Source organism: Blastococcus sp. SYSU D00813, from assembly GCF_054050735.1.
This window is the reverse complement of sequence record NZ_JBJGZX010000025.1, coordinates 24,914-39,324: the sequence shown is the minus strand read 5'-3', so window position 1 is coordinate 39,324 and position 14,411 is coordinate 24,914. Positions and strand designations below refer to the sequence as shown.

The following is a 14,411-nucleotide window of genomic DNA, read 5'->3' as shown; positions in this document are numbered from 1 at the left end:
GAGCCGCGGGGAAGTCGGCTCGGTCGGACGGCGCGGAGGGCGTCGCGGGGACGTGCGGCTCAGGACAGGGTCGGCATCCCCTCGCTCTCCATGGCGGCGTAGGCGGCTTCCTGCTCGGCCACGTAGGCGTCCCACGTGGCGGCATCCCAGATCTCGAACCGGGTGTCGACGCCGACGACGACGACGTCGCGGTCCAGGCCGGCGTACTCGCGCAGCCCGGCGGGGATGGTGATGCGGCCGGTCTTGTCCGGCTCCACCTCGACCATCGACCCGAAGCTCATGCGGGCCCGCATGCGGGCCTCGGCGGTGTCGGAGGGCGCCATCGCGGCGGCGGTGCGGCTCTGCTCGGCGACCCGGGCCATCGTCAGGCCGTAGATGCAGCGCTCCTGGCCCTTCTTGATCACCATGCCGTCGCCCACCTGCTCGCGGAAGCGGACGGGGAGTGCGAGCCGGCCCTTCTCGTCGAGGCGCAACGGGTAGCTGCCGACGAACACCGGATCACCTCCCCCATGAGTCCTCCCTGACCTCCGCGGGGACCCCGGGACGGGCCCTGCCTCCCCACCGGGCCACACAGTAACCCACTACGCCCCACTGGACACCACTCGACACCATGTCGTGACCGCTCTCCCCCACCCGCGTCCCGGAACCTCCCCGCGCAGGTCAGACGCGCGTCCCGCCGGGAGCCCGCCGGGCCGGCCAGGGGGACGCGGGGGGGTCGCTCCCCGGTCGCCCGAGGGCCCGGGAGACCGCCGGTGGACGCCCGGTGCGGGCCGGTGGGGACGGAGGTGGGGCCCGGTGGGGCGGACCGTGGGGCGGGGTGGGGCCGGAGGTGGGGCGCGGTGGGGACCGCCGGTGGGGAGCGGTGGTGGGGAGCGGTGGGGACCGCCGGTGGAGCACCGTGGGGACGGCGGCCACGGGCTCCGACCCAGCCGCCGCCCGGGAGGCCCGGGGTGGCAGTCCCTGCCGCGGGGGCCGGTCGCGCGCGCGGGCGGGTCCGGCGGTGGCGCGCGGCACGTACCGTGGATCGGGTGACCGACGTGTACCGGCCCGTCCCCACGGTCGACGTCGCCGCCGCCGGTACCGCGATCCTGGCGAACATGGCCCGCGTGGTGCGCGGCAAGGCCGACGTCGTCCACCTGGCCCTGGTCGTGCTGCTGGCCGAGGGGCACCTGCTGGTGGAGGACGTCCCCGGCGTCGGCAAGACCACGCTGGCCAAGGCCCTCGCCGGGTCGATCGACGGCAGCGTGCGGCGCATCCAGTTCACCCCGGACCTGCTGCCCAGCGACGTCACCGGCGTGGCCGTCTACGACCAGGAGTCGCGCGAGTTCGAGTTCAAGCCCGGGGCGGTGTTCGCCAACGTCGTCGTGGCCGACGAGATCAACCGCGCCTCCCCCAAGACGCAGTCGGCGCTGCTGGAGTGCATGGAGGAGCGGCAGGTCACGGTCGACGGCGTCAGCTACGAGCTGGCCCGGCCGTTCATGGTCGTCGCGACGCAGAACCCGGTGGAGATGGAGGGCACCTACCCCCTCCCCGAGGCGCAACGCGACCGGTTCACCGCGCGGGTGTCGATGGGCTACCCCGACCGCGAGGCCGAGCTGGCGATGCTGGACGACCAGACCGGGGTCGACCCGCTGAGCACCCTGCGGCCGGTCGCCGACGCGGCCACGGTCCGCGACCTGGTCGACACCGTCGGCCGGCTGCACGTGTCCGACGCGGTGCGCCGCTACGTGGTGGCGCTGGTCGAGGGCACCCGCCGGGCACCGGAGCTGCGGCTGGGCGCCTCGCCGCGGGCGGGCCTGCAACTGCTGCGCACCGCCCGCGCCGCCGCGGCGCTGGCCGGGCGCGACCACGTGCTCCCCGACGACGTGCAGGCGCTCGCCGTGCCGGTGCTCGCCCACCGGCTGCTCCTCTCCCCCGACGCCGCCGCCGCCCGGCGCACCGGCGAGCAGGTCGTGAGCGGACTGCTGCGCACCACCCCCGTGCCCCGCGGGCGCTGACCGTGGCGCGGTCACCCGTTCCCGGGGTGCTGTCCTCCCTCACCGTCCGGGGCCGCTGCATGGTCGCCGTGGGCCTGACGCTGCTCGCGCTGGGCGCGCTGCTGGGCGAGCTGCCGCTGGTGCAGGTCGCCGTCTTCGTCCTGGTCCTGCCGCTGCTGTCGGCGCTGGGCGTCGCCCGCCGTCGGTTCCGGCTCTCGACCCGGCGCACCGTGACGCCGCCGCGGGTCCCCCGGGGTGGGCAGGCCGACGTCCTGCTCGAGGTCACGAACGCCGACCGCCGCGCCGGCGGCCTGTGGCTGCTCACCGAGCCGCTGCCGCGGGAGCTCGGGCCGGCCCCCACCTACGTGCTCGAGCGGCTGCCGGCCGGCGGCACCGCCCCGCTGCACTACCGGGTCGCCGGCTCCCGCCGCGGCCGCTACGCCCTGGGTCCGCTGCGGCTGCGGCTGGTCGACCCCTTCGGCCTGGTGACGCGGTCGGTGTCGGGCACCGACACCGGCTCGCTGCTCGTGGTGCCGCGGGTGCGGCCGCTGACCACCGCGGGGCTGACCGGCGGCGAGGGGCGCAACGGCGAGGGCGCACGCCGCTCGATCGCCGTCCAGGGCGAGGACGACGTCAGCACCCGGGCGTACCGGCACGGCGACGACCTGCGCAAGGTGCACTGGCGGGCGACGGCCCGCACCGGCGAGCTGATGGTGCGCCTGGAGGAGCGGCCGTGGCGCTCCTCGGCCACCCTGCTGCTGGACACCCGCACCCGGGCGCACCTGCTCGTCCACGGCGGGGACCCGGGAGCCGGGGACGAGCCCGAGGACAGCCTGGAGTGGGTGGTCGAGGCGGCCGCCAGCATCGGCACCGCGCTGGCGGCCGGCGGCGCCGCGCTCCGGGTGCTCACCGACGCCGGGGAGCTGGCGCCGGCCGACGGCCGCCGCGGGCTGGGGACCGGCGAGCTGCTCGACCGGCTCGCCGTGCTCCAGCCCTCCCGGGGGACCGACCTCGCCGCGGCGGCGGACCTGCTCTCCCGGACCGGCGGGGAGGGCCCGGTGGTCGCCCTGCTGGGCGCCGTCGGGGCCGAGGACGCCGCCCGGCTGGCGCGGGCCCGCTCCGGACCGGGGGCCGACCTGGCCGTGCTGGTCGACGTCGGCGGCTACGCCCCCGCCGGTCCGCGCGGGCGGCGCTCGGCCGCGACCGAGGCGGCCCGCGCCACGCTCGGCCGGCAGCAGGAGGAGGCCACCGCCGTGCTGCGCGACGCCGGCTGGCGCGTAATGGTGGCCCCGGCGGGGCAGCCGGTGGCGGAGGTCTGGGCGTCGCTGATGCGGGCTCCCCGCGGCTCGGGGGTGCCGGCATGAGCGCGCCCGCCGTCCCGGCCGTCGTGCGGCAGGACGCCGGCACCACCCTGGCCGCCGCGGTGGCGACGGCGCTCGGGGCGGCCGCGCTCGCGCCGGTGTTCAGCGCCCGCGACTGGGTGCCCGGTGTGCTCGTCGCGATCGCGACCGTCGCGGTCACCGGCCTGCTCCTGCGCCTGGCCGGCCCGGCGCTGTGGCTGTGGGCCAGCGGGGGGCGGCCGCCGTCCCCGCGCTGGGCGGCCCTCGGCGTGCCGCTGGTGCCGCTGGGTCAGCTGGCCGCCCTCGGCTGCGCGCTGACCGCGCTGTTCGCGTCGGAGCGGGCGCTGCTCGGGGTCCTGCCGACGCCGGCGAGCCTGGCCGACCTCGGCGCGGTGCTCGTCGACGGCAGCGACCAGATCCGCGAGCAGTTCACCCCCGCCGAGCCGCTGGCCGGCCTGCGCGCCCTCACCGCGCTGATGGTCGGGATCCTCGCCGTCGTCGTCGACCTCGTGGCCGTCGGCGGCCGGCAGCCGGCGCTGGCCGCGCTGTCGCTGCTCGTCGTCTTCTGCGTGCCGGTCAGCACCATCGACGGCGGCATCGGCCTGACCGCCGTCGCCCTGCCGGTCGCCGGCCTCGCGCTGCTGCTGTGGGCCGACCAGCACCGGCGGCTGGCGTGGCGGCCGCGGCGCGCCGACGGTCCCCGGCCGGCGACGGGCGCGGTCACCGCCGTCCGCACGGGACTGCTCGCCCTGGCCGCGGCGATGGTCCTGGGGTCGCTGGTGCCCACCCTCGGGGAGGGTGAGTTCGCCGACCGCTGGCGGGCCGGCTCCTCCGGCGGCGGTGGGTCCACCGGAACGTCGCTGGACCCCACGGCCTCGCTGCAGGGCGAGCTGACCCGCGAGGACCCGATCGAGCTGCTGACGGTGGAGGCCGACGTCGACGACCCGGGTTACCTGCGCGCGGTGGCCCTCGACGTCTACGACCCGGGGGTGGGCTGGCGGCTCGACGCGCTGGACGCCGACCTCGCCGTCGACGAGGCCGGCGCGCTGGCCCCGGTGCCCGGCACGACGGAGAGCCGGACCGTGGGCGCGACGGTCACCGTGCTCGACCACGACGACCACTTCCTGCCGGTCCTCTCCTCGCCGCTGGACGTCGAACTGGAGGACGGCGCCGGGGACTGGCGGTTCGACCGCGCCTCGGCGACGGTCTTCGCGCCCGACACCACCACCGGCGAGGGGCTCGCGTACCGGACGGTCGGCGTCGAGCCGCTGCCCACGCCGGAGCAGCTGGCCCGCTCGGAGCCCGTCTCGTCGCGCGAGCCCGTGGCCGAGCTGGCCGCCTCCCCCGCGCTCGACGTGTCCGTCACCACCCTCGTCGCCGAGACGATCCGGGGTGCCGACACCCCCGGCGAGCGCGTCCAGGCCATCTACGCCTTCATGACCGACCCGGCCAACCGCTGGACCTACAGCCTCTCCACCGAGCCCGGGACGACCGGCGACGACCTGGCCGACTTCCTGGTCAACCGGCGCGGGTACTGCGAGCAGTACGCCGGCGCGATGGCCGTCATGGTCCGTGCCGCCGGCGTACCGGCCCGGGTCGTGCTCGGCTACACCCCCGGCATCCCGCAGCCCGACGGCAGCCGGCTGGTCACCAGCAACGACGCGCACGCCTGGGTCGAGGTCTTCTTCGACGGCGTGGGCTGGGTGCCCTACGACCCCACCCCGATCGACGCCGACCGCGCGGTCACGCTGCCCTGGGCGCCGCGGCCCCCGGACCAGGAGGTCGACCCGCGCACCGACCTGCCCACCGCGCCGCTGCCGGCGCCCGCGCCGGCGGCGCCGCCGGTGGCCCCGGGCGTCGAGAGCACCGCGACCGCCGGGGGCGGGACGGACGGCGGCAACGGGCTGGGCACCGCCCTCGCCGTCGCCGGTGGGGTGCTGGGTGCCGCCGCCCTGGCCGCCGCCCCCGCCGCCGTCCGCCTGGTGCAGCGCCGGCGGCGGCTGGCGACCGGGACCGCGACGTCGGCGTGGGACGAGCTCGCCGCCACAGCCCGCGACCTCGGCCTGGCCTGGGACCCGTGGCAGACACCGCGGCAGGTCGCCTCGGCGCTGTCCGAGCAGCTGCCCGGGCAGTCGCCGGCCGGCCGGGGCGCCCACCGCCCGGACGGGGGTCGCTCCCGGGGCGCCCGGGACGCGGTGACGCTGCTCGCGCGCGCGGAGGAGGCGGCCAGCTACGCGCGGCCCGGCAGCGGGCCGGCGCCGGACGAGCTCGCCGACGCGGTGCACACCGCCCGGCGCGGGCTGCTGGCCGCCGCGGCGCTGCCGGCCCGGCTGCGGGCGCTGCTGCTGCCGGCCTCGGTGCCGGGGACCCTCCTGGCCGGGCCCGGCGGCCGGGGCCTGGGCCGGCTCACCGGCGGCCGGTGGCCTCGGCCGGCCTCCTGACCGGCGGGGGCCGCCACCGTCCTCGGGCGTGAGCAGGTCTCACCGGAGGACGGGCGGCGGGACCGGTGCGCCCTCCCGGAGGACGAGCGCGGGACGGGGCGCGCACCCCGGGGACGACGGCAGCCGCCGTCCACGCGGGACGGCGGCTGCCGGGACGACGCTGGGCTACTGGTCGTAGCGGCGGCGGAAGCGCTCCTCGAGCCGGTTCTTCAGCGGCTGGCGCCGGGCCTTGCCGGCGCGCCCGCGACCGGCGGGACCACTCCCGCCGGCAGCCGGGCCGGCCCCCTGCTCGGGGGCCCCGGTGGCCGACCGGTAGTTGAGGACGACGAGCGCCGCACCGGCGAACATCACGACGAAGCCGAGGAAGCCGAGGACGACCCACTGGGCCACCCCCCCGATCAGCATCGCCAGCCCGACGAGCACCAGGAGTGCCCCGAGCTGGAGCTTGCGCCGGGCCTTCAGCCGGCGGTCGCCGGTCCGTACGGAGGAGGCGAACTTGGGATCGTCGTCGACGAGGGCGCGCTCGATCTGCTCCAGCAGTCGCTGCTCGTGCTCGGAGAGCGGCACCGAGACCTCCATGTGGGCGGAGCCAAGGCCGTCGGAGGCTCCCGCCGACGGTGACACCGAGGATACGAGCCGTTTGCGGGGCGCGAAAGGCGAGTCGTCGCCGACCCGCTCCCGATGCCCCACAGATCACTCCCGGGGGTGCCTCGGAGCCTCTCCGGGGGTACCCGCGACGCGGTCGCGGACACCTCGGCAGGCCCCCCGGGGGTGCAGCCGTGGCCTCACCGGTTGGGACGAGCGGAGGGCGTCCGGGGTTCCCGGGGGCCCGGCGTGCCGCGCCCCCCGGCACGCCCCTCCCCCGCGCGGTGCAGCAGCGTCGCCGGGCGCACCGCCCCGGCGCCGAACCGGCGGGCGGCGCGGTCGGCGGCGAGCTCGGCGTCGCGGCGGCCGTGCTCGCGGGCGCCGAGCTCCAGCTGCCGCGGCGCGGAGCCGGCGTCGACCAGCCGCTCGGCGCGCACCCCGACCAGCCGGATCCGCGCCCGGTCCAGCCCGAGGGCGTCGAACAGCGCCCGCGCCGTCTCGTACAGCTCCTGCCCCACGTCGGTGGGCACGTCGAGGGTGCGGCTGCGGGTGATCGTGGTGAAGTCGGCGAACCGGACCTTGATGCTGACCGTGCGCGCCAGCCAGCCCCCGGCCCGCAGCCGGCCGGCGGTGCGCTCGGCCAGGCGGAGCAGCTCCCGGTGGATGACGGCGGGGTCGTCGACGTCGGTGCCGAAGGTCTCCTCGTGGCCGGTGGACTTCTCCGGCTCGTCGGGCACCACCCGGCGGGGATCGCGGCCCCAGGCCAGCTCGTGCAGGTGGCTGCCCGCCGCCTGGCCGACCGCCCGCTGCAGGGTGCGGGCCGGCACGTGCGCCAGGTCGCCGACGGTGCGCAGGCCCAGCCGCAGCAGCACCTCCTCGGTCTTGGCGCCGACGCCCCACAGCGCGCCGACCGGCAGCGGGTGCAGGAAGTCCATGACCTCGGCCGGGCGGACCACCAGCAGCCCGTCCGGCTTGGCGCGGGTGGAGGCGAGCTTGGCGACGAACTTGGTGGGGGCCACGCCCACCGAGCAGGTGATGCCCTGCTCGTCGAAGACCCGCGCCCGCAGGTACTCCCCGATCCCGGCGGCGTCGCCCAGCCGGCGGCCGGCGCCGGAGACGTCGAGGAACGCCTCGTCCATCGACAGCGGCTCGACCAGCGGGGTGATCGACCGGAACAGCGCCATGACCGACCGGGAGACCTCGGCGTAGAGCGCCATGTCCCCCGGCAGCACGGTGGCGGTCGGGCACAGCCGCAGCGCGCGGGCGGTGGGCATGGCGGCGTGCACCCCGTACCGGCGTGCCTCGTAGGTCGCCGAGGTGACCACGCCCCGGTTGCCCTGCCCGCCGACGATCACCGGCGTGCCGGCCAGCTCCGGCCGCCGGCGCACCTCCACGCTGGCGAAGAAGGCGTCCATGTCCACGTGCAGCACCGAGCACCCCGCTGCACGCCCCCCGGCCCGGCCGCCCGTCACGCCGCCCCCTCCCTCGAACGTCTGTTCGACCCGATGGGAGGACAGTACGGCCCCTCCGGGCCCCCCGGCGCGTCGTGCGGCGTGTCGTGTCCGAGCCGTTGCGTGGCCGGCCCCGTGCCGGATCTCCGCTGGTCGAGGCGGGTGTGTGAGAGCAGGATGATCGAGGTAAGGGACGCTCGGCGGGCCGCCGTCCGGTGGCCCACGACCGATGGGAGCAGCATGGCGCTCGACGACGACGACATGACCAGCGTGGCCGACGGCGGTGCGGACGGCGGTGCGGACGGCGGGGCCGACGGCGGTGCGGACGGCGGCGCGGACGGCGGTGCCGACGGCGGTGCCGACGGCGGTGCCGACGGCGGTGCCGACGGCGGCGCGGGTCACGGCCCGGCTGACGGTGGCGCCGGGGGCGGCGGCAGCGACGGCGGGGCCGACGGCGGCGCGGACAGCGGCGCGGGCGACGGCGGTGCCGACGGTGGCGCCGACAGCGGCGCCGGTCACGGGCCGGCCGACGGCGGGGCGGCCGGGAGCGGCTCCGACGGCGGTGCGGACGGCGGGGCCGACGGCGGCGCGGACGGTTCGGCCTGAGCCAGCACGACACCGGTGCGGGCCGGCCGGTCCCCGACCGGCCGGCCCTGCGCCGGTGCACCACCCTCGACCCCGAGGTCTTCGCCGCCGAGCACTGGGCCCGCCGGCCGCTGCTCACCCGCGCCGCCGACAGCGGGGCCGACTTCTCCGACCTGCTCGACCTCGCCGCCGTCGACGAGCTGCTGTCGCGGCGGGGTCTGCGGACCCCGTTCCTGCGCATCGCCAAGGACGGCGCCGTGGTCGACGCGGCGCGCTTCACGACCTCCGGTGGCGCCGGCGCCGAGGTCGCCGACCAGGTCTCCTCCGACTCCGTGCTGCGGCTGTTCGCCGAGGGCAGCACCGTCGTCCTGCAGGGGCTGCACCGGCTCTGGCCGCCGCTGGTCGAGTTCGCCGACCAGCTGGCCGCCGACCTGGGCCACCCGACGCAGGTCAACGCCTACGTGACCCCGCCGTCGTCGCGCGGCTTCTCCGCGCACTACGACGTGCACGACGTCTTCGTGCTGCAGGTCGCCGGCGAGAAGCACTGGCGCATCCACGCGCCGGTGCACCCCGACCCGCTGCGCAGCCAGCCGTGGACCGACCGCCGCGACGCGGTCGCCGCCGCCGCGGAGGGGGAGCCGGTGATCGACGCCGTGCTGCGCCCCGGCGACGTCCTGTACCTGCCCCGCGGCTACCTGCACTCGGCGACCGCGCTGGGCGAGATCAGCGCGCACCTGACCGTCGGCGTCCACCCCGTGACCCGGTGGGGCGCGGCCGAGGCGGCACTGGACGTCGTCCGGGAACTGGCCGCGGCGGACCCGGAGCTGCGCCGCTCGCTGCCCCTGGGCGTCGACCTGGCCGACCCGTCGGCCGCCGCCGGCGACGTGGCCGCCGTCCTCACCGGCCTGCGCGACTGGCTGGACCGGGTGGACCCGGCCGAGGTGGCCGACCGGCTGCGCAGCCGCACGTGGGCGCAGGTGCGCCCCGAGCCCGTCTCCCCCCTGGCCCAGGCGACGGCCGCGGCCGCGCTGTCGCCGGACACGGTGCTGAGCCTGCGCCGGCGGCTGCGCTGCCAGCTGCGCGAGCCGGCCGACGGCCGGGTGGTGCTCGTCGGCGGCCGCCGCCGGCACGACTTCCCCGCCGTCGCCGCCCCCGCGCTGGCCGCCCTGCTCGCGACGGGTGAGCTGAAGGTCGCCGACCTGCCGGGGCTCGATCCCGCCGACCAGCTGACGCTGGCGCGGCGGCTGGTCACCGAGTCGATCGCCGTCGTCCCGCACGCCGTGCTCCCCGGGGCCCGGGACGCAGGGCACGATGGGGCACGTGACGGCGACTCCGGGACGGGACGGTGACCCGGCCGCCGTCCCGAACGTGACCGCCGGACCGCCCGGGCAGGGCCCGCCCGCCGCCGCCCGGCCGCCGGCGAACCGGCCGGCCGGGAAGCTGAGCGACGAGCGGTGCTCGGTGCGGGCCCTCGAGCGCGGCGACTCCCCCACCGCCACCGCCGCTCCGGCACAGCGCTGGGTGCTGGTGGAGCAGCCGGGCCCCTGGGGCCGCGACGCGCTCGGCCAGTCGCGGATCGACCCGGTGGCGGCCGGCCGGCTGGCCCGGCGGGCCCGCGCCGAGAACGTCCGGGTGCTGCTCATCCGCCGGCCCGACGCGCGGGCCGGCGAGTCCGGGCGGCGCTGGGCGTACGTCGACGGCCGCCCGGGCCGCCAGGGCGCCTGGTGGTCGGTGCGCGAGTCGGACGAGGAGATCGCCGACGCGCCGTGGGACGGCAGCGTCGGCGAGCGCCGGGACGAGCTGACGTACCTCGTGTGCGCCCACGGTGGGCACGACGCGTGCTGCGCGCTGCGCGGGCGGCCGGTGGCCCGCGGGCTGCTCGCCGCCGGCGCCGACGTGTGGGAGTGCAGCCACCTGGGCGGGGACCGGTTCGCCGCCAACGTCGTCGTCCTGCCGCTGGGCGTCTACTACGGCCGGGTGCCCGGCGACGGGACGGAGCTGCTCGCCGCGCACGAGAAGGAGCAGGTGGCGCTGCCGTTCCTGCGCGGCCGCGCCGGGCTGGCCCCGGCGGTGCAGGCCGCGCAGCACCACGCGCGCGCCGAGCTGGGCCTGCTCGGGGTCGACGACCTGCCCGCCCGGCGGGCCACCCGGCTGACCCCGGCCGGGCAGCCGGTGGAGCACTGGGAGGTGGTGCTGGCCGGGGCGGACGGCGACGTCGTCGTCGATCTGGAGTGCCGGCCGAGCGACGAGGCGTTCCGGCTCACCTGCTCGGCCACGCACGACGCGCACGCGCGCGTGTGGGAGGTCCTGTCGACGGCGGTGACCTCCGGCGGCCGGACGGTGACCTCGACGCAGCGCCGCCGCCTCTAGCGCTGCCTGCCCTCCCGGAAGAGCGCGACGGCCTTCTCGACGCGCCGCTGCCGGGTCTCCGGCGTCTTGGCGCCGGTGACGTTGTCGCAGTGGTAGCGCTGCAGGCTGTTGGACAGCCCGGCGAAGAAGGCGCCGGCGGTCTCGTCGGCGGCCAGCGCCGCGGCGAGGTCCTCGGGGACGACGACCTCGCGCGGGGTGTCGGCGACGGTCAGCGTGACGGTCACCGGGTCGCCGCCGGCCAGGCCCGTGGCCTTCCGCACGGCGGCGCTGACGCTGACCATCGCCCGGCCGCCCATGACCCCCACCGTGGTGCGGTACTCGTAGCCGTCCAGGTCGACCAGCACCGGCGGCCGCTTCCCGGCGCCCAGCTCGGTGATCAGCTCGGCGGGCACCTCGATGCCGGTGTTGTTGCCGACCGCGGTCACGGTGGTCTGGAAGGTCACGCTCTTCGGCGCGGTCGCGGTCATCGGTGCTCCTCGTCGGCGGGACGGTCTGCGGGGCAGACGGCGGCGCGCCCCGGGAATCATCGGTCAGCCCAGCGCCCGCCCCCGGGCCAGCAGCAGCGGGATCGCCAGCTCGGTCCCGGTCAGCGAGCCGTGGTAGGCGACCAGCCTGCTGGGCCCGGGCTCGCTGCGGGACGCGGTGAGGGCCCAGCTGCCGCGGGCCAGCGCGACGACGTCGCCGACGCGTCCGGCCACCGCGTCGTCCACCGGACCGAACACCCCGGTGGCGAACGCCTCCTCCCGCGAGGCCACCCAGGCGCGGTGCCCGAGGACCTCGCGCCAGCGCTGGACCAGCTCGCCGGCGGCGCCGGGGACGGCGTGCACGTAGCGGGCGCGCGGCTCCCCGGCCAGCAGCCGGACGCCGTCGAGCAGGTCGGGCTCGTCGTCGAGGTCCAGCCGGGTGTGCGCGGGGACGTCGAGCATGCCGTGGTCGGCGGTGACCAGGAGCGCGGCGTCGTCGGGGAGGCCCGCGACGACCTGCTCGACCAGCCGGTCGACGAGCACGAGCTGCGCGCGCCAGCTCGCCGAGTCGACCCCGCGGACGTGGCCGGTGAGGTCGAGCTCGGGGGTGTAGCCGTAGGCGAGGGTGCGCGGCCCGGCGGCCAGCGCCTGCAGCAGGCCGGCGACGAGGTCGCCGGCGCCGACGGTGCCGGAGTAGGCCGAACCGCGGTAGGCCGCGTCGGACAGGCCGGAGCCGCGGTAGAGGTAGGGCGCCACGGTGGTGACCGCGACGCCGGCGTCGGCGGCCTGCTCGAACACGGTGCGCTGCGACTGCCAGGCGCGGGGGTCGGGGTCGTCGGCCCACTGGGTGTGGTTGAGCGTCCGCTCCTCCCCCGGCACCGCGGTCACGAACCCCAGGACCCCGTGGCTGCCGGGCGGGAGGCCGGTGCCGAGCGTGGTGAGGCTGACCGGCGTGGTGCTCGGGCAGGGCGCGGAGAGGTCGCCGACGGGCGTGGCGAGGGCGGCGAGCGTGGGTGCGAGGTCCGCGTGCTGCCGCACGAGGTCGGCACCGAGGCCGTCGACGAGGAGGACGGCGACGCGGCGGGCGCCCGCGAGGGCGCCGGTGAGGCCCAGCGGGTCGGCGGTGAGGTCCCCGCGCCGCACGGGCACGCCGAGCGCCGAGGCGACGCCGGGCAGGACGTCGGCGAGGGTGGCGCGGCCGTAGTCCGGTGCGGCGAGGTCGGCGGGCAGCGTCGCGGCTGCGGTCACGGGCGGGTGGCGAGGACGTGCAGCCCGGCGGCGGCGTCCCGGTAGGGAGAGAGCGCGGCCAGGCGGAGCTCCAGCCGGCGGACGGCGTCGGAGTCGGCGCCGGAGGCGGCGTCGAGGAGGTCGGCGACGATCGAGACGCCCCGCCACTCCCCCGGCTCGAGGCCGGCGTCACGGACCAGGCCGAGGAGCGCCTCGGGGTCGAAGCGGCGGGCCGCGGGCCGGGTGCGGCCGGGCGCCGGGTCGCGGCCGTCGAGCAGGGCCAGGGCCTCCACCGGGTGGCCGCCGAGCGCGCGGGCCAGGACGGCGCCGGCACGGTTGGCGGTGGCCACGCTGACCGTGCCGCCGGGGCGCACGGCGCGGGCGACCTCGCGCAGGGTCACGCCGGGGTCGTCGACGACCTCGAGCACCGCGTGGCACAGCGCCAGGTCGTAGTCGCCGCCGTCGCCCCCCGCGAGCGGCAGCTCGTGCAGCCGGTCGCCGTCGCCCTGCACGGCCCGCACCGAGTCCCCCACGCCGGCGGTGTCGGCGCGGCGGCGGAGTGTCGCGAGCGCGTCGGCGCTGGGGTCGACGACGGTCACCTCGTGGCCGAGGCGGGCCAGCGGGACGGCGAGGGTGCCGCTGCCGCCGCCGACGTCGAGCACGCGCAGCGGGGTGCCCGCCGCGACGACCGGGTCGAGCGCCGCCCAGACGGCGGCGGTCCGGGCGGGCAGCTGCTCCGCGTTCGGCGAGGCGGAGGCGGAGGGCGGCACCCGTCGGAGCCTAGTGCGGGCCCGCGGGTGCCGCGGCTCCTCAGGCCGGGACCGCGTCCGCGGCGCGCTCCAGGTCGGCGACGACGAGCTTGCGCATCGTGGACATCGCCTGGACGGCCCGCTGCCGGCGCTCGGGGTCGGGGTCGGCCTGGAGCTCCGTCATCCGGGTGGGCACGACCTGCCAGGAGACGCCGAAGCGGTCCCTGAGCCAGCCGCACCGGCTCTCCTCGCCGCCGTCGGTGAGCCGCTCCCAGTAGTGGTCGACCTCGGCCTGGTCGGCGCACAGGATCTGGAAGGAGATGGCTTCGCTGAAGGCCCGGTCCTGCTTCCCGCCGTTGAGGCCGACGTACTCGGTGTCGCCGAGGCGGAAGCCCACGGTCAGCGCTCGGCCCTCGCGCGCCGGGTCTCCGGCCCGTAGGCCACGGTCCCGAGCAGCTCCGAGTCGGGCCAGACGGAGGTGTAGAACCGCGCGGCCTCCTCGGCCTCGGTGTCGAACCACAGGCAGATCACGGTCCTGGGCATGGCGGTGGGTCCCTTCGTCCGCGGTGCTCCGTCAGGAGCTGGGACGCCCCCGCGGACGCGGACTCATCAGCCGCCGGCCAGCCAGGTGTCCCAGTGCGGGCGGACGAGGTCGGCCAGTCGCGCGTAGCCGGCCGCCCCGGGGTGGGCGCCGTCGCCGGCGGCGACCTCCCGCGTCCAGGCGGGGTCGGCGGCCAGCGCCCGGACGACGGACACGTACGGCACGCCGTGCCCCGCGCACGCGGCGGCGAAGCGCTCGTCGAGAGCGGCGGTCCGCTCGACGTGGCCGGCGTCGGCGACGGCCGGCGGACCGACCACGAGCACCGGCCAGCCGGCGGCCGCGGCCCCGGCGAGCACCTCGCGCAGGGCCGCGACCGAGCGGTCGGGCCGGAGCCGCGGGACGCCGTCCTCGTGCGTCGTGTCGTTGACGCCGCTGGACAGGACGACGCGGGCCTCCCAGTCGCCGGTGAGCCGGGGCGTGCACTCGGCGAGCCAGCGGGCGGCGATCTCGGCGCTGGTCTGCCGCCGCACGCCGAGGACGTAGCGGGTCAGGGAGAGGCCGCCGCGCTCGGTGGCGGCGGCCAGGCGGCCGGTCCAGCCGAGGTGCTCGGGGTCGCCGACGCCCGCGGTGAAGGAGTCGCCGACGAAGCACACGCGCAGGTCCCGGGTCACGACGCCCATCC

At 78.1% G+C, this 14,411-nt stretch carries 13 protein-coding genes and 1 pseudogene; 6 read left to right on the top strand and 8 right to left on the bottom strand.

Annotated features, from left to right (window positions below; translation table 11 throughout):
- Positions 1–59: 59 nt before the first annotated feature.
- A complete protein-coding gene (gene mraZ, locus ACI8AX_RS16530; protein WP_456550926.1) occupies positions 60–494 on the bottom strand; it encodes a division/cell wall cluster transcriptional repressor MraZ in 435 nt (144 codons plus the stop codon).
- Between the two features lie 534 nt (positions 495–1,028).
- On the opposite strand from mraZ, the gene ACI8AX_RS16525 reads away from it, so the two are divergent.
- The 3 genes from ACI8AX_RS16525 to ACI8AX_RS16515 are packed head-to-tail and all read left to right on the top strand — an operon-like array spanning position 1,029 to position 5,757.
- Entirely contained in the window at positions 1,029–1,997 is a 969-nt protein-coding gene (locus ACI8AX_RS16525) for an AAA family ATPase (protein WP_456550925.1), read from the top strand.
- 26 nt (positions 1,998–2,023) lie between these two features.
- Positions 2,024–3,340, top strand: coding sequence for a DUF58 domain-containing protein (locus tag ACI8AX_RS16520; protein WP_456550924.1), 1,317 nt, complete (start codon positions 2,024–2,026; stop codon positions 3,338–3,340).
- Positions 3,337–5,757: a transglutaminase family protein gene (locus tag ACI8AX_RS16515; RefSeq protein ID WP_456550923.1), complete on the top strand. Its 2,421-nt coding sequence runs from the start codon at positions 3,337–3,339 to the stop codon at positions 5,755–5,757. Before ACI8AX_RS16520 ends, ACI8AX_RS16515 begins: the two co-directional genes overlap by 4 nt.
- Before the next feature lie 165 nt (positions 5,758–5,922).
- Here ACI8AX_RS16515 and ACI8AX_RS16510 read toward each other — a convergent pair whose 3' ends face one another.
- Together ACI8AX_RS16510 and dinB are read right to left on the bottom strand one after the other, a co-directional pair.
- On the bottom strand, positions 5,923–6,324 hold the full coding sequence (locus tag ACI8AX_RS16510) for a DUF3040 domain-containing protein (RefSeq protein ID WP_456550922.1): 402 nt from the start codon (positions 6,322–6,324) through the stop codon (positions 5,923–5,925).
- Between the two features lie 218 nt (positions 6,325–6,542).
- The gene (dinB, locus tag ACI8AX_RS16505; protein ID WP_456550921.1) at positions 6,543–7,772 is read right to left on the bottom strand and encodes a DNA polymerase IV; all 1,230 of its coding nucleotides are present in this window, start codon (positions 7,770–7,772) and stop codon (positions 6,543–6,545) included.
- A 261-nt stretch (positions 7,773–8,033) separates the two neighbouring features.
- On the opposite strand from dinB, the gene ACI8AX_RS16500 reads away from it, so the two are divergent.
- From ACI8AX_RS16500 to ACI8AX_RS16490, 3 genes are all read left to right on the top strand, one after another.
- Entirely contained in the window at positions 8,034–8,399 is a 366-nt protein-coding gene (locus ACI8AX_RS16500; protein ID WP_456550920.1) for a BatC protein, read from the top strand.
- A gap of 236 nt (positions 8,400–8,635) precedes the next feature.
- A complete protein-coding gene (locus ACI8AX_RS16495; protein ID WP_456550919.1) occupies positions 8,636–9,727 on the top strand; it encodes a cupin domain-containing protein in 1,092 nt (363 codons plus the stop codon).
- Positions 9,690–10,748, top strand: a complete 1,059-nt coding sequence (locus tag ACI8AX_RS16490) for a sucrase ferredoxin (protein WP_456550918.1) — start codon at positions 9,690–9,692, stop codon at positions 10,746–10,748. Before ACI8AX_RS16495 ends, ACI8AX_RS16490 begins: the two co-directional genes overlap by 38 nt.
- Here the strand turns inward: ACI8AX_RS16490 and ACI8AX_RS16485 are convergent.
- From ACI8AX_RS16485 to ACI8AX_RS16465, 5 genes and pseudogenes are all read right to left on the bottom strand, one after another.
- Entirely contained in the window at positions 10,745–11,215 is a 471-nt protein-coding gene (locus ACI8AX_RS16485) for a YdeI/OmpD-associated family protein (protein ID WP_456550917.1), read from the bottom strand. The two genes, ACI8AX_RS16490 and ACI8AX_RS16485, sit on opposite strands and share 4 nt — an antisense overlap.
- Before the next feature lie 63 nt (positions 11,216–11,278).
- Complete coding sequence (locus tag ACI8AX_RS16480) at positions 11,279–12,460, bottom strand: alkaline phosphatase family protein (RefSeq protein ID WP_456550916.1); 1,182 nt, start codon at positions 12,458–12,460, stop codon at positions 11,279–11,281.
- Entirely contained in the window at positions 12,457–13,209 is a 753-nt protein-coding gene (locus ACI8AX_RS16475) for a class I SAM-dependent methyltransferase (RefSeq protein WP_456550915.1), read from the bottom strand. The genes ACI8AX_RS16480 and ACI8AX_RS16475 overlap by 4 nt, the downstream gene beginning before the upstream one ends.
- 40 nt (positions 13,210–13,249) lie before the next feature.
- Positions 13,250–13,731, bottom strand: a pseudogene (locus ACI8AX_RS16470) (VOC family protein).
- Between the two features lie 66 nt (positions 13,732–13,797).
- Positions 13,798–14,400 carry a GDSL-type esterase/lipase family protein gene (locus ACI8AX_RS16465; RefSeq protein WP_456550914.1) on the bottom strand — a complete coding sequence of 201 codons (603 nt, stop codon included), beginning with the start codon at positions 14,398–14,400 and terminating at the stop codon, positions 13,798–13,800.
- Positions 14,401–14,411: the final 11 nt, after the last annotated feature.

What these genes read in the sequence shown, in the direction of transcription:
- ACI8AX_RS16515 (WP_456550923.1), top strand. Translation starts at nt 3,337, where the DNA reads ATGAGCGCGCCCGCCGTCCCGGCCGTCGTGCGGCAGGACGCCGGCACC.
- ACI8AX_RS16500 (WP_456550920.1), top strand. Translation starts at nt 8,034, where the DNA reads ATGGCGCTCGACGACGACGACATGACCAGCGTGGCCGACGGCGGTGCG.
- ACI8AX_RS16490 (WP_456550918.1), top strand. Translation starts at nt 9,690, where the DNA reads ATGGGGCACGTGACGGCGACTCCGGGACGGGACGGTGACCCGGCCGCC.
- ACI8AX_RS16485 (WP_456550917.1), bottom strand. Translation starts at nt 11,215, where the DNA reads ATGACCGCGACCGCGCCGAAGAGCGTGACCTTCCAGACCACCGTGACC.